We start from the raw sequence: 15097 nt of genomic DNA, 5'->3' as shown, positions 1-15097 counted from the left end.
CTCAGCCGACCTCGAAGAAAGGCTTGCCGAGCAGGCTCGGGTCCACATCGATGCCGAGGCCGGGGCCGTCCGGAATGCCCATATGGCTGCCGGTGACCGGCGGGGCGTTGAAGGCGGTGCGCACCGTCACCCATTCATGGAAGGCAATGGCATGCAGCCTGCGCTCCTCCGGCGTCGACAGCGACAGATGCGCCATCGCTGCCGTGTCGATCTCGGCGCCGCCTGTGTCCTCGACAGTGATCATGAAGCCGAGGTCGACGGCAACGTCGCGGATCTGGCGCGTCTTCGTCACACCACCCAGCCGCGAGATCTTCAGCGTCAGCCCGTCGGCCGCGCCCCGGCGGTGGATCTCCAGCATCGCTTCCAGCGAGGTGACGGATTCGTCGAGCACCATCGGCTTGTCGAGCATGCGGCGCACCGACATGTTCTCCTCGATCGTCGTGCAGGGCTGCTCGAACGTATAGTCGATGCCACGCGTGGCATCGGCGAACTGCCGCGCCTGGTAGGGCGTCCAGCCGGCATTGGCGTCGCAGAAGATCACCGTGCCTTTCGGCACGGCCGAGGCGACCGTCGTCACTCGCTCGATGTCGTCGTGCACATTGCCGCCAACCTTGACCTGCAGACGGCGACAGCCCTCGGCGATGATCCTTTTTGCCAGTGCCGCCATCTGATCGAGCGTGCCGTGGGTGACGACCCGGTAGGTCTCCGCCATATCGCTCTCCTTGCCGCCGAGCAGCGTCACCAACGGCACACCGGCGGCGCGCGCGGCGAGATCCCAGCAGGCCATGTCGAGCGCCGATTTGATATAGGGATGGCCCTTGAACACCGTGTCCATCAGCCGGCCGATCCTGGCCAGCCCGCGCGGATCGTGGCCGATTAGATGCGTCGCGATTTCCGGCACGCCCGCGCGTGTTCCCGCCGGAAACGCGGCCGAGTAGAAATTGCCGAGCGGCGCCATCTCGCCCCAGCCGGTCAGGCCGCTGTCGGCGGTGATGGCGACGATCACCGCGTCGAAGGCGTCGGCCTGGCGCCCCTTGGACATGCGGTAGGGGCCGTCCACGAAGGGCTGCACGACATGGTAGGCTTTGATGGATTTGATCTGCACTCTGTCCGTCCGCTGGCTGCGATGTCTGGGAATTGGTCAGGCGCCCTTCGACGGGCGCTGTTCGAGGTTGCGCGCATAGGAGAGCAACTGCTCGAAGTCGAGATTGATATGTTCGCGCGCGTGACGCTGGGCAGCGCGCATATCGGTACCCTTCATCAGTTGCACGTAAGTCTCATGGACGTCTTCGGCCGGCACCGGCTCGTTGCGCGCATGCTGGTGCAGCGCGAAATACATTTGCAGCCGGCTGGTCAGCCTCTGCCAGGTTTCCAGAAGCACCGAATTATCGGCCCACTCATAGATCAGGCCATGCAGTTGCAGCGCCGTTTCGATCTGCCTTGTGGTGTCGAGGTTGCGTGTCGCCTGTTTCACCGCTTCGTGGCGCCGGTCAAGTTCGTCGAAGAAACGCTGGTCGCGCTGTGGCCATGTCCGTTCGATGGCGAACTCGTCGAGCACTTGGTTGAGCGAATAGGCATCGTCGATGTCCTTGGCGGTGACATCGATGACGAAGGTGCCGGCATAGGGAATGCTGGTCAGGATGCCTTCCTGCACCAGCTCGCGCATCGCCTCGCGCAATGGCGCGCGGCTGACCCGCATCTGTTCGGAGATTCGGAGCTCGTTGAGCTTCTGGCCGGGTTGCAGTTGCCCGGTCAGGATGGCGCGCCGCAGCAGCGCGACGATTTCGGCGCGACGCGTCGTATCGGCAATCGGGCTGAAATCCGTCTTCACAATCCGGCCCACTCCAGCGAGTACAGCGGGTAAGACAATCAGATTGTCGACAATCTAACAAGATGGCATTTTCAGATTTTTTCATCGTCGCCCGGCAATCCGACCCAGATGCGGTTTGGACGGCTCAGGCGGCGCGGCCATAGAAGCCGACCCGCTCCTCGGCGCTGAACATCACACCTGGTTTCTCGTAGTAGGAAAACACCGCGATCATGCGTTCGCGCTCGCCTTCGACCCTGGTGACGCGGTGCGCGGTGTTCTTGCCGCGGAAGACATTGAGCGTACCCGGCTTCATGCGCAGGATCTTGGCGTCGGGATCGCGGCCTTCGAGCAGCCTGGCGACGCCCTCATAGTTGGGGTCGTCATCCGACCTGAGATCGGTGCGGTATTCGAGGTCGCCGCCACGTTGCGACTGCTGCAGCAGCAGTGTGGTGGTGAATTCCGAGCGGTCGAAATGCCAGTTCAGCGCCTCGCCGGCGCGATAGGCCATGACATTGGTGCGAGCCAAAGGATCCTGCATGACATGCAGTTTTTCCTTGCCCATCGTCGCCGCCAGGAAACGCACAAGCGGTTCATATTCGTAGATGGACATCACCGTGCTGCCGGGAATCTGGTCGGCGCAGACAGTGTGACTGATGGTTTCGACCGTGTGCAGGGCCGGATGGTCAGGCGCGAGTTCGGGAATGCTGGGCTTGAAGTAGATGTTGTGCATGCGCTTGTGGACATGGGACTGCGTGTCCATCACCGGCTTGATTTCCCGCACCGCCTGTTCGGCGACGCCGGGCCGCAGAAAACCTTCGAGATTGAACATGCCGTCGGCCCGGAGGGCTTCGATCGACTGTTCGACGAGGCGCGTCCATTCGGCGCTGCCTTCGCGGTCGAGCGGATAACGGTTGAGATCGAGGATGTCTTTCATGTCGTGTGCTCCATGGGTTGGGCACAGAAGACCCGCTCCGGCAGCTTCACTTTGGCCGCGAACGAGCTTGGCGTGTCCTCGGCGGCGGTCAGCCAGCAGATCCGCAATCTCGAAACCTGGTTCGGCAAGCAGCTGTTCGTGCGCACAGGCAACCGCATCACGCTCACCGACGCCGGTCACGCCATCTATCCGCAGACCGCGCGTGCTCTTGGCGACATCGCGGCAATCGGCCAGCGCATGCTGGAAGGCGGTTTGAGGACACGGCTTGTCGTCAGCGTGCCGTTCTCGCTGGCAGAGCTGTGGCTGGCGCCGAGGCTGGCCGCTCTTCTCGAGGCCTTCCCGCATATGGCGATCGATGTGCGGGCGGAAGACGATCCGATCGACCTGGTGCGCTGGAATGTCGACCTGCGCATCTCCTATGGTGATTATCACTATCCCGGCCTGCGTATGGTTCGCCTCGTCCATGACGATGTGCTGCCGGTCTGCGCGCCCGAGTTCTGGCAAAGGCATGGCAACAGCGACAGAAGTCTAATGGACCTGCATGAGAGCCTGTTCATCCACACCAATTGGGGGCCGAACTATGCCTCGCACCCAAGCTGGGCGGACTGGTTCGCGGCATGTGGCGGCAGCCGCTCGCCCGACCCGTCGCATGGCCGGCGCGTCGGCCTGTCCAGCCTGGCGATCGCCTCGGCGAGGCTGGGTCTGGGCATTGCGCTTGGCCAGCGTGTGATGGCGCGGGCCGATCTGGAGGCAGGGCGCCTGATCGCGCTGTCATCGGTCTCGGTGCGCCTCGGTCACCCCTATTGCGCCTTCATGCCGCCGGCTAAGGCCGACCGCGCCGATGTGGCCGCTCTTGTCGGCCTGCTTGTGAATACGGCGCCCACGACCCGTGGGTAGGTCGAGGGCGCCGCGCGGAAACCGGGCCTGCGGGGGAGTCAGGTAGCCGGTTTCTGTGGCAGTGGCGAGATCGGCATTCCGGGTCCGATCGTCTGCAGATTGCCTGTGATCACCTGGTCGCCTTCCGAGACGCCGCTCAGAATGGCCACCAGGTCGCCGCTGGTCGGGCCGAGCGAGACCAGCCGCTGGTCGACCGTGTTGCCCTTGCCGACGACGTAGAGATATTTGCCGAGCTGGCTCGATCCCAGCGCCGTCTGCGGCACCATCAGCGCGTCCGGCTGTTGCCTGATGTGCAGCCGCACGCGGACGTACTGGCCAGGCATGAGCGTGAACTTCGCATTGCCGATGGTGGCGCGCGCGGTGATGGTGCCGGTCGAGTGGTCGACCGTGTTGTCGACGAAGGTGAGTTCGCCCTTCTGGCTGGTCTCGGTCTGACCTGGCAGCAGGACTTCGACATCGACCGGGCCGGCCGCGCGGGCCTGCTCGATCTCGGCCAGATCCGTCTCGCTCGGATTGAAGGTGACATAGATCGGGTCGAGCTGCACCAGCGTGTTCAGCACTGTGCCGGCGACGCTGACCAGCGTTCCGACCGAAGCCTGGTTGCGGCCCAGGCGTCCGGTGAACGGCGCATGGATCTCGGCGTAGCTCAGATTGAGCTCGGCCGTGCGCACGGCCGCCTGGTTAAGCGCCAGCGACGCCTGCGCTTCGCGCAAGGTGCTGGTGCGCTGGTCGAAGCTGTCCTTGTCCAGATAACCGCTCTTGGCGAGCTCGGTGCCGCGGCCGAGATTGGACCGCGCATAGTCGAGCGTCGCCGTATCGCGCTGGACCTGGGCTTTCGCCTGGTCGAGCGCGGCCTGGAAGTCGTCGGGCGAGATCCTGTAGAGAAGGTCGCCTTGCCGCACATCCGCGCCGTCCTGCGCCGTCTGTTCCTGCAAATAGCCGGGCACGCGCGCCTGCAGCGTGATGCTGCGGATAGGCTCGATGCGGGCGGCATAGTCGAGATAGATCGGGATCGTCTTCTTGACCACGCTCGCCACCGGCACCGGCATGACGAATGCCGCCGGAGCGGGCGTTGCCGCACCGGCCGTGCCGGTGCTCAGCCTGAGATTGCCCATATCGAGCAGGTGGACGCTTGCCACGGAGATCGCGCCCAACGCGACGGCCGCTCCCAAAGCGATTTTCCATTTACGCATAATATTTCTCCAATCTTATTCGGCCGCTTCCGCCAGGGGAGGGAAGGCGGGTTCGGCAGTTGGTTCAGTATGCTTGGAGGCGGGTTCGCCGCTTTCGCGGCGCTCCCGCAACTGTTCGATGACCGCGTAGAAGACCGGCACGAACACCAGCGACAGGATGGTCGCGGCGACCATGCCGCCAAACACCGTGGTGCCGATCGACTGGCGGCTTGCGGCACCGGCGCCGGTGGCGAACATCAGCGGCAGCACGCCAAGGATGAAGGCGAAGGCCGTCATCAGGATCGGCCGCAGCCTGAGCCGGGCGGCTTCCATCGCCGCCTCGACGATGCTGAGGCCCTCCTCGCGTCGCCGCCTGGCGAACTCGACGATCAGGATCGCGTTCTTGGCCGCCAGGCCGATCAGCATCACGAAGCCGATCTGCGAGTAGACGTCGATCTGCATGCCGCGCACCGATAGGGCCGCGAAGGCACCGAACAAGGCCAATGGCACCGCCAGCAGCACCATGAACGGCATCGCCCAGCTCTCATATTGCGCCGCCAGGATCAGGAAGACGAAGACGATGGCGAGGCCGAAGACGACGGACGCGATCGATCCTGCCTTGAGCTCCTGGAAGGTGATGCCGGTCCATTCGAAACCGAAATCCCTGGGGAGCGCGGTGGCCGCCGCCCGTTCCATGGCAGCGACAGCCTGGCCCGAGGAGAAGCCCGGCGCGGCACCGCCATTGATCGAGGCCGAGGCGTTGTTGTTGTAGTGCGGCACGGTTTCCGGCCCGACGAACGGCACCAGCTTGCCCAGCGTGCTGAGCGGCACCATGCCGCCCGAGGCGTTGCGTACATAGAGCCGCGAAATGTCGGCGGCGCCCGCACGTGCATCCTTGTCGGCCTGGATGGTCACCCGGAAGGTGCGGCCGAACAGGTTGAAGTCATTCACGTAGAGCGAGCCGAGATAGATCTGCAGCGTGTTGAAGACATCGGGCAGGTTGAGGCCGAGAAGCTTGGCCTTGCTACGGTCGAGGTCGTAGTTGAACTGCGGCGTCGAGGTCGAGAATGGCGAGAACAGCTGCTGCGGATTGATTTCCGGCTGCTTGCGCGCCTCGGCGATCACGGCCTGCGTCGCGTCATTGAGGGCCGTGCTGCCGCGACCAGTCAGATCCTCGACGACGAATTCGAAGCCGCCCGTGGTGCCGATACCCGGAATCGAAGGCGGATCGAAGGAGAGCGCGAAAGCTTCCGGAATCTGCATCAGCTTGCCGCGCACATCGGCGACGAGTTTCGATGCGCTCTGGTCGGGGCCACGCTCTTCCCATGGCTTGAGGATGGCGAACTCGACAGCCGAGTTCGACTGCGCCGCACTGGTCAGGAAGTTCAGGCCGCTGATCGAGCCGACAATGTCGACGCCGGGCGTCGCCTGCAGGATGTCGCGCGCCTTCTGCGCCACCGCGTCGGTGCGCTCAAGCGAGGCACCGTCGGGCAACTGGATGACGACGAAGAAATAGCCCTGGTCCTCGACCGGAAGGAAGGTCGAGGGCAGTTTCTGCCAGACGAAATAGGTGGCGACCAACCCGGCGGCGAACAGGCCGAGCATGATCCAGCGCAAGCGGATCAGGAAGCGCACACCATGGGCGTAGGCATGCGACAGCCTGTCGAAGCCGGTGTTGAACCAGCGGAACAGGAAGAACTGCGGCCCATGGCGATGACGCAGGAAAGCGGCACTGAGCGCAGGACTCAGCGTCAGCGAATTGAAGGCCGAGATGCCGACCGAAATCGCCACCGTCAGCGCGAACTGGTTGTAGAGCCGCCCCGACACGCCCGGAATGAAAGCGACCGGCACGAACACGGCCATCAGCACGGCGGTGGTGGCGATGATCGGACCGGTGACTTCGGCCATGGCGGCCTTGGTCGCCGCCAATGGTTTCAGCCCGGCCTCGAGTTGTCGTTCGACATTCTCGACCACCACGATGGCGTCGTCGACGACAAGGCCGATCGCCAGCACCATGCCGAGCAAGGAGAGCATGTTGAGCGAGAAGCCCAGCATCTCCATGACGACCAGCGTCGCCACCAGCGACACCGGAATGGCGATGGTCGGGATGATGGTCGTGCGCCAGCTCTGCAGGAAGATGAACACCACGGCAACGACCAGCACCAGCGCTTCGCCGAGCGTGATCAGCACGTCATGCATCGACGCCGAGACGAAGCGCGTCGTGTCGTAGTGCATGGCATAGGACACGCCCTTCGGGAAACGCGCCGACAGTTCCTGCATCTTGTCCTTGACGCGCTGCTGAAGGTCGAGCGCGTTGGAACCGGGCATCTGGTAGACGGCGAGGACCACGGTCGGGTCCTTGCCGAAGAAGGCCGAGGACGAATATTGCAGCGCGCCGAGCTCGATACGCGCGACGTCGCGCAGCCGCACCAGCGAGCCGGAGTCGGTGTTGGCGCGCACCACGATGTCGCCGAATTCCTTCGGGTCGCTCAGGCGGCCGACAGCGTTGACCTGCATCTCGAAGGCGGTGCCTGCGGGCGCCGGCGACTGGCCGATCTTGCCGGCCGCCACCTGGACGTTCTGCTCGGCGATGGCATTCTGCACGTCGACGGCGGTGATGCCGAGATTGGCAAGCTTGTCCGGATCGAGCCAGATGCGCATCGAATAGCGCCGCTCGCCGAAGATCTGCACGTCGCCGACGCCTTGCAGCCGCTTCAGCGGATCGACCACCTGCAGATAGGCGAGGTTCGACAGCGCCACCGGATCGACCGACTTGTCGGGCGAGGTGAGGTTGACGATAAGCACGAAGTTCGGGTTCTGCTTCTTGATCGTCACGCCGCCCTGATTGACGATCGCCGGCAGCGAGGAAGCCGCCTGCGAGACGCGGTTCTGGACGTCGACGGCGGCCGTGCTCAGGGAGTAGCCGACATCGAAGGTGATGGTGATGGTCGAGGAGCCGTCATTGGAGCTCGTCGACGACATGTAGGTCATGCCCTGCACGCCGTTGATCTGCTGCTCCAGCGGCGTCGTCACCGTGTCGGCCACGACTTGCGCGCTGGCGCCCGGATAATGGGCGCTGACCACGACCTGGGGCGGCGTGATGTCTGGAAACTGCGAGACCGGCAGCAGGAAATAACAAATCGTCCCGGCGAGCACCATGATGATGGCGATCGCCGAGGCGAAGATCGGACGGTGAATGAAGAAATTTACCACGACACACATGCCTCGCCGGCTGCTCTTGCCCGCCCGAAGGCGCTGGCAAGTCTGGATAACTGGCCGTGCCCGTCACGGGAGGCATCCCGTGAACGCAGCAACGGCACCTCGCGACGCTGCCCATCGGCAAGCGAGCGAAGCATCTTCTCGAGGGCGTGGGGGTCGACCCCATCTGCCTTCATGACCAGCCGGATCATCGGATCCCGGACGGCCTCATCTATGGTAAGATCGCGGCGCTGTGGCATTGGCCGGCTCCTTGTCTGTCGATTCGCAGCCCATGCTCGCGAACCGTTTTTCATTTCCTCACCGGCCGGAGCCGCATGACTGGCAGTTTCTCGTCCGTCTCATCTGGCAGGACCAGTTCACGGCCTTGTTATTGACGACGGGCGACATAGGTGTTACCAGTAAGTAACATTCTGGAAGTTACAGACCGGTAACACCCTAGTCAAGAGGTGGCCGAGGGTTTTTTGGAAACGAAAAGGAGATCATGATGACAGACGGCGTCGTGGAGCGCTCTCGTCCCAGGGATCGGATTCTGGAGACGGCACGCGACATGTTCCACAAGCACGGCATCAAGGGCGTCGGCGTCGACGCCATCACCGAAGCTGCCGGCACGAACAAGATGACGCTCTATCGTCACTTCGAGTCCAAGGACGAACTGATCGTCGAGTGCCTGCGCGCCAATGCGGTCAAGGCCGGCGCCATGTGGGATGCTTTCGAGGCCGAGTTCCCCGGCGACAAGCTCGCGCAGCTGCATGCCTGGGTTCGCAAGGCGGCCGCCATGCTCAATGCCGACGGCCGCGGCTGCGACATGGCCAATGCCGCCGCTGAGCTGACTGAGCCGGACCATCCGGCGAGACTGGTGATCAAGGAGCTCAAGGAAGCCCAGCGCGAACGCCTTGTGACGCTATGCCGGGGTGCGGGCATCGGTCAGGCCGAACTGCTTGCCGATACGCTGTCGCTGCTGTTCGAGGGCGCCCGTGTCAGCGTGCAGACCGTGGGCGCCGAAGGTCCGAGCACGCAGTTCGTGCGCATGGCCGAAGGGTTGATCGTTTCCTTCCGGGGCACCGCCGCCGGTTGAAATCCGCCGCGGCTGCTGGCGATTTGCCGGTCGTATGACCGAGACGATGCCTGGCGCCCTTTGGCGCGGCGGCACAGGAATTTCCGATGCTGAATGAAAAAAGCCCGCTGCCGGGAGGAGGTGGCAGCGGGCTCGATTTTCGAATGTGGCGCGGGAGGAGGTGCACCCCATTCAGCGTCGGCATCGCATCTGGGAGGAGTAGATGGCCGACAACCAGAAGCTACGAGTTGCCCAATGATTCGGCAACAATGAATTGTGCATAGCAGCTGTGCAGATTTGCCGTGTCAATTATCAGACAAATCCAGGAAGCCGGCATGGCCAGGCGGTCTCGCCTCACTGCACCGGCACGTTTTCCCTGAAAATCAGGCGCGGCTCGATGAATTTCCGGGTGAGATAGGGTGCCGATGAGGCGATGGAGCCGAGCAGGCGGATGACCGACTGTTCGGCGATCAGCCTGGCGTTCTGGTCGATGACGACGTCAACGAGGTCGTCGACGAGGTAGCCGCGCGTCTCCTTTGTAAGATCGTGGCAGATGAACACCGGCTTGCGGTTGGGCCTGGCTTCCCGGATGGCTTTGGCAACGCCGGAGCGTCCGGCCCCGACGCAATAGACGCCGAGCAGTTCCGGTTCGTTGTGCAGTGCCTTCATGGTTTCGGCGTAGCTGGCATCCGGTTCGTCGTTGATCTCGACGGCGCTGGTCACGGTGAGGTTGGGAAACTCCTCGCCAAGCACGGAACGGAAACCCATTTCGCGCTCCTCATGACCGCGATAGGAGCGTGAACCGACAACCATCGCCAGATGGCCGTCGCGGCCGCCGAGGAAGCGTCCCATCAGAAGTGCCGCCGTACGCCCCGCCACCCGGTTGTCGATGCCGACATAGGCCGAGCGGGGAGCGGCCGGAATATCGGACACCAGCGTCACCAGGCGGATGCCGGCTTCGACGATGTCGCGCAGGATGTTGCGGGTTCGCGGATGGTCGATGGCGATGACCCCGACGCCATTGGCCTTCAGCGACAGGTTTTCCACGGCGCTCTGCAGCGCGTTCGGCGAGATGCCGGCGAGGTTGTGGATCCGGCACGAAGCGACCAGCGGCAGGCGCGATGCATAGTCCTCGATGTGCCTTGCCAGATCCTGCATGAAGGCGTTGCTGCCGATCGGCAGGAAGAATTCGAGGTTTGCCGGTCTGGAGGGAAGCGTCACCTGATCGGCGACCGGCAGATAGCCGAGCTGCTTGGCGGCTTCCATCACGCGTTGCCGGTTGGCGGCGCTGGCGCCCGGCCGGTTGTTGAGCACCCTGTCGACCGTCGCGGTCGAGAGCCCGCAATTCCTGGCGATGTCGGAGACGGTGGCCTTCATGCCGCAACCCTACGCGCCGATGCGATGACGCGCCAGATAAGTGATTTCGCAGCCGATGCGATCCGAGGGACGCGGCACCCATCGCCGCCATGCGCATTGAGCAGCTTCGGCAAGACGGATCCGCCCGTCCTCAGTGCGACGGCTTGCCGTCGGCGATGGCGTCGCGGATTTCCTTGTCCGACATGCCGGTGATGATCCGTTCGACCTCCGTCACGGTTGTCTTCTTCGGGTCTATGTCGTCGGCGACCACCTTGCCCCGGCGCATGACGACGATGCGGTCGACCACCTGGAAGACGTGATGGATGTTGTGCGCGATGAAGATGCAGGAATGGCCGGAATCGCGGGCGCTGCGAACGAAGCTCAGCACCCCTTGTGTTTCGGCGACGCCGAGATTGTTGGTCGGCTCGTCGAGGATGATGAGGTCGCTGTCGAAATGCATGGCGCGCGCGATCGCCACCGCCTGGCGCTCGCCGCCGGAGAGCGAGCCGATCGGCGTCGCCGGTGGAATGTTCTTCGAAATGCCGACCTGTTTGAGCAGGTCGCGGGCGACGTTGTTCATCGCCTCCTGGTCCATGCGGTTGAGGAAACGCGGCGGCTTGATCGGCTCGCGCCCGAGGAACAGATTGCGGGCGATCGACAGTTGCGTGACCAGCGCCGAGTCCTGGTAGATCGTTTCGATGCCCTGCGCGATGGCGTCGCTGGTGCTGCGCAAGGTGACCTTCTTGCCGCGGATGAAGATGTCGCCGCTGGTCAGCGGCACCGCGCCCGACAAGACCTTGATCAGTGTCGACTTGCCGGCGCCATTGTCGCCGAGCAGGCCGACGATCTCCCGCTCGTTGACATGGAAATTAGCGTCCACCAGCGCCTGCACGCGGCCGTAGGACTTGCGGATGTTCTGCATGCGGATCAATGGCTCGGCCATGGTTCAAGTCCCTGCCTGGTGCCGGCGTTCCAGCCATGAGTGGAGCGCCATCATGCCAAGGATGATCGCGCCGATGAAGATATTGTAGGCAAGGCCGGGCACGCCGATCAGCACGATGCCGTTGCGCATCACGCGCAGAATCAGGATGCCGAGCACGGTGCCGATGATGGTCCCGCGTCCGCCGGTCAGCGCCGTGCCGCCGATCACAACCATGGCGATGACTTCGAGTTCGTAGCCTGTGCCGCTGTTGGGATTGGCGGCCGACGTGCGCAGCGAGGAGATGACGCCGGCCAGCGAGGCCATGAGCGACGACAGCACGAACAGGCCGATCTTGACGCGGTTGACATTGACGCCGCGGGCGCGCGCCGCGTTGGGATTGCCGCCCGCCGCCTGGATCCAGTTGCCGGTCCGGCTTTGCGTCAGCGCATAGCCGAGCGCGATCGCCGCGGCGATGAACCAGAACAGCGACATGTAGATGCGGAACGGCCCGATGAAGAAGTCGCCGACCAGCGCCTCCGCCAGCCAACTGCCCTCGGCGCTCCAGGTGCGCTGCGGAAAACCATCGGTGATGAAAAGCGCGCTGCCGCGCACCACCAGCAGCATGCCGAGCGTCACCAGGAAGGACGGGATCTTGAGCTGCGTGACGAACCAGCCATTGACCAGGCCGATCAAGGCGGCAACCACTAGCGCGACGATGAAGCCCATCTCCAGCGAGGTGACGCCGCCGTTGAACAGCGTCCACATCAGCACGGGCGAGAAGCCGAACAGGGATCCGACGGACAGGTCGAATTCGCCTGATGTCATCAGCAAGGTCATCGCCAGCGCGATCAAGCCGAGCTCGACCGTGAAGGCCAGGGTGTTGGAGATGTTCTGCGGCGACAGGAAATCGTGGTTGAAGCCCCAGAAAACGCCGATCTCGACGATGAGCAGCACGAAGGGACCGAATTCAGGCCGCGCAATCAGGCGTTGGACAAGCGAATGATTTTCCACTGGGAACCCGCGACATGGTTGGAACGGGCCGCGATCTCCACCGCCTCGGATGGATAGTCGGGCGCAAGCAGATATCTGGCGCCGCATGCCCGATGGGCGCGGCGCCAGGGATCGCGGTTTATTTGCCGGACAGGATCTTGTCGTAGATGCCGGCGGTGTCCTTCTCGTAGAGCGCGCCGGTGATGACGTTGAAGCCCGGGGGGATGCCTGACGCCGCCATGTTGGCGAGCGACAGCGCGACATAGCTGGTCGCCTGCGGGTCCTGCCACTGGCCGGCATTGACGTAGCCGTTCAGCACTTCCTGGGTGGTGTCGAGCGAGTTGCCCCAGCCGACAACAGGGATTTCACCCGGCTTGACGCCGACCTGGTCGAACACCCGCTTGATCGAGCCCGTGACGAGGTCGCCCAGGCCGATAATGGCCTTCACCTTGCCCTTGTGGGCGGTGAGGTAGTCGACCATGCGATTGATCACCTCGGCCTGGTCGAGCGTCGCTTCGGTCACTTCATAGGTGATGCCGAGCGGTCCGAAGACGCTCTTGATGCCTTCCTCTTCCTGGACGCCATAGGTGGCGCCGGGGATCTCGACCGGCATCCAGACGAAGTCGCCCTTCTTCACCAGGCCCTTGTCGACCAGATACTGCGCCCAATGCTTTCCGAAGGTGACGTTGTCGCCGCCGACATAGGCATTGAAATTGGCCTTTGGATCGGGCGTGTTGAAGTTGATGATCGGGATGTTGGCCGCGCGGGCTTCCTTGACGATCTCGACGAGGCTGCCCGGATCGGGGCTGGTGGTGACAATGCCGTCGGCCTTGGCCGAGAGGGCGGCGCGAACCGCTTCCTGCTGGGAGGCGACGTCGCCATTGTGGAACGAGGTGTTGACGGTGTTGCCGGTGTCCTTGGCCCATTGCTTGGCCCCGGCCAGGAAGTAGGTCCAGACCGGGTCGGCAGGGCCGCCATGCGAAATCCAGTAGAAGGTCTTGGCCTGCGCGGCTGCCGGAATGACCGTCAGCGCGACCAAAAGGCCGTAGAGCACAAGTCTCAGTCTTGTCAGCATTTGATTTCCTCCCGGTTGAAGATGATCCGTCCCTGTTCCGGCGTCGGCCGGATTGCGTCTTTTGCCAGCGCCGCTCGGATGTCTTAGAGCATTCCCTTTTTCGACGGATGGCAAGCCTCCCTCTGCAGATGTAGTTGGCGCCTGACGCGACGCCATCAACGGTCCCATCAGATTGCATCAGTCGGGGTGATTTTTCAGGAGCGGTCGGATGATTGGCGGCGAGGCTCAGCCGGGCGGATTGTCCGCGCTGTGTCTGGCGTGCCAGCGGCGCCGCAGCCTGATCAGCCGGTCGATCGCCAAGGCAGCACGACCGGAGCACCGGTGGTGAAGGCGGCCCGGATGGCATCCACGCCAAGCAAGGTCATGGCGCTTTGGATAGAGTCTAGATCAGATCGGCCTTTGCCAGGTCGCGCATGAGATGGCTGGCGCCGTAAGTCCAGTGCGGGCAGTCGGGCGACAGCCGCACCCGGTTGACCAGCGCGCCGAACTTTTCCGACGAGATGGTGACGATGTCGCCGACCTTGTGGGTAAACCCCTTGCCCTTCTCGCCGCGGTCCTTCGACGGCACGAACATGGTGCCGAGATAGAGCGCCAGCCCGTCCGGATACTGGTGGTGCGGACCCATCGCGGCGGCAACGAGTTCTTCGGGCGAACGGCTGATCTCGGCCATCGAGCTTGCGCCCTCCAGCGAAAAGCCATCCTCGCCCTCGACCTTGAGGCGCACGACCGCCTTCTTCACGTCGTCGATCGAGAAGGTGTCGTCGAACAGGCGGATGAAGGGTCCAAGCGAGGCCGAAGCATTGTTGTCCTTGGCCTTGCCGAGCAGCAGTGCGGAGCGCCCTTCGACGTCGCGCAGATTGACATCGTTGCCGATGGTGGCGCCGACGATCCTGCCGCTTGCGGCGGCGATCATCGCGATCTCCGGCTCCGGATTGTTCCAGGTCGACACCGGGTGCAGGCCGACATCGGCGCCGAAGCCGACCGAGGCCATCGGCTGGCATTTGGTGAAGATCTCGGCGTCGGGGCCGATGCCCACTTCCAGATATTGCGACCAGGCGCCGCGCGCGATCAGCTTGGCCTTGATCTCCATGGCTTCCGGCGAACCGGGCTTGAGCTTCGACAAATCGTGGCCGATCAGCCCGGCAATGTCGGCGCGGATGGCATCGGCCTTTTCCGCCGAGCCGCGCGCCTGTTCCTCGATTACCCGCTCGAGCAGGCTGACGACGAAGGTGACGCCCGACGCCTTGACCGCCTGCAGGTCGACCGGAGAGAGGAGATAGGGTTTTGCCGGATCGCGCCCGGCTGCAAAACTATTGGCCGCGATGTCGTCGAGCGAGCCGATCGGCTTGCCCTTGGTCGAGCGCACATGCCCTGCCGGATCGGCCATTTCGCAGATGTCCCGCACCGTTGGCGCCGCACTCGACGTAATGTCGAAGACGGTGCCGTCACGCACCGTGACCACCAGGGGATGGGGCAAAGCCGGTGATCGAGCGCGGCCGAGAAAGACGCCATCGTCAGGCAGAAACGTCATGTTTGTCATTGCACTCTCGTCATTACGCAGGATGGTTCGATGTTATGAGGTGCGCATGGCCTCTTCAAGCCGACACGCCCTGAAGCAGCATGTGCCAAGCGACGGACGATCAACGGAAATGGCCTTTGCCACCATGC

The 15097-nt window shown here is 63.7% G+C and carries 12 protein-coding genes; 2 read left to right on the top strand and 10 right to left on the bottom strand.

The genetic code is table 11. The annotated features are described in order from the left end of the window. Position 1: 1 nt before the first annotated feature. The 3 genes from FJ546_RS01840 to FJ546_RS01830 form a co-directional block, all read right to left on the bottom strand. Positions 2–1105, bottom strand: a complete 1104-nt coding sequence (locus FJ546_RS01840) for a mandelate racemase/muconate lactonizing enzyme family protein (protein WP_140887605.1) — start codon at positions 1103–1105, stop codon at positions 2–4. A gap of 36 nt (positions 1106–1141) precedes the next feature. Beyond that, positions 1142–1834 (bottom strand): GntR family transcriptional regulator, encoded by a 693-nt coding sequence (locus FJ546_RS01835; RefSeq protein WP_140888042.1) that lies wholly within the window; start codon positions 1832–1834, stop codon positions 1142–1144. A 121-nt stretch (positions 1835–1955) separates the two neighbouring features. Then, the gene (locus tag FJ546_RS01830; RefSeq protein ID WP_140887604.1) at positions 1956–2744 is read right to left on the bottom strand and encodes a 2OG-Fe(II) oxygenase; all 789 of its coding nucleotides are present in this window, start codon (positions 2742–2744) and stop codon (positions 1956–1958) included. Between the two features lie 12 nt (positions 2745–2756). Between FJ546_RS01830 and FJ546_RS01825 the strand changes: the two genes are divergently transcribed. Continuing rightward, positions 2757–3641, top strand: a complete 885-nt coding sequence (locus tag FJ546_RS01825) for a LysR substrate-binding domain-containing protein (RefSeq protein ID WP_140887602.1) — start codon at positions 2757–2759, stop codon at positions 3639–3641. 38 nt (positions 3642–3679) lie between these two features. On the opposite strand, the gene FJ546_RS01820 is transcribed toward FJ546_RS01825, so the two are convergent. Next, on the bottom strand, positions 3680–4834 hold the full coding sequence (locus tag FJ546_RS01820; RefSeq protein ID WP_140887601.1) for an efflux RND transporter periplasmic adaptor subunit: 1155 nt from the start codon (positions 4832–4834) through the stop codon (positions 3680–3682). A gap of 15 nt (positions 4835–4849) precedes the next feature. Next, entirely contained in the window at positions 4850–8035 is a 3186-nt protein-coding gene (locus FJ546_RS01815; RefSeq protein ID WP_181167772.1) for a multidrug efflux RND transporter permease subunit, read from the bottom strand. Between the two features lie 481 nt (positions 8036–8516). Between FJ546_RS01815 and FJ546_RS01805 the strand changes: the two genes are divergently transcribed. Then, positions 8517–9107: a TetR/AcrR family transcriptional regulator gene (locus FJ546_RS01805; protein WP_140887597.1), complete on the top strand. Its 591-nt coding sequence runs from the start codon at positions 8517–8519 to the stop codon at positions 9105–9107. A 333-nt stretch (positions 9108–9440) separates the two neighbouring features. Here FJ546_RS01805 and FJ546_RS01795 read toward each other — a convergent pair whose 3' ends face one another. The 5 genes from FJ546_RS01795 to FJ546_RS01775 all read right to left on the bottom strand — a co-directional run bounded on the left by FJ546_RS01795 (position 9441) and on the right by FJ546_RS01775 (position 14969). Further along, entirely contained in the window at positions 9441–10463 is a 1023-nt protein-coding gene (locus FJ546_RS01795) for a LacI family DNA-binding transcriptional regulator (RefSeq protein ID WP_140887596.1), read from the bottom strand. A gap of 130 nt (positions 10464–10593) precedes the next feature. Next, the gene (locus FJ546_RS01790) at positions 10594–11385 is read right to left on the bottom strand and encodes an ATP-binding cassette domain-containing protein (protein WP_140887594.1); all 792 of its coding nucleotides are present in this window, start codon (positions 11383–11385) and stop codon (positions 10594–10596) included. A 3-nt stretch (positions 11386–11388) separates the two neighbouring features. Further along, positions 11389–12375 (bottom strand): ABC transporter permease, encoded by a 987-nt coding sequence (locus FJ546_RS01785; protein ID WP_140887592.1) that lies wholly within the window; start codon positions 12373–12375, stop codon positions 11389–11391. A 118-nt stretch (positions 12376–12493) separates the two neighbouring features. Beyond that, positions 12494–13429, bottom strand: coding sequence for a substrate-binding domain-containing protein (locus FJ546_RS01780; protein ID WP_140887591.1), 936 nt, complete (start codon positions 13427–13429; stop codon positions 12494–12496). 382 nt (positions 13430–13811) lie between these two features. Next, positions 13812–14969: a fumarylacetoacetate hydrolase family protein gene (locus FJ546_RS01775; protein WP_140887589.1), complete on the bottom strand. Its 1158-nt coding sequence runs from the start codon at positions 14967–14969 to the stop codon at positions 13812–13814. Positions 14970–15097 lie beyond the last annotated feature (128 nt).

This window comes from Mesorhizobium sp. B2-4-19 (genome assembly GCF_006441315.1).
Classification (GTDB): domain Bacteria; phylum Pseudomonadota; class Alphaproteobacteria; order Rhizobiales; family Rhizobiaceae; genus Mesorhizobium.
The sequence above is the reverse complement of the archived record's forward strand: the minus strand, read 5'-3'. Positions and strand labels throughout refer to the sequence as shown.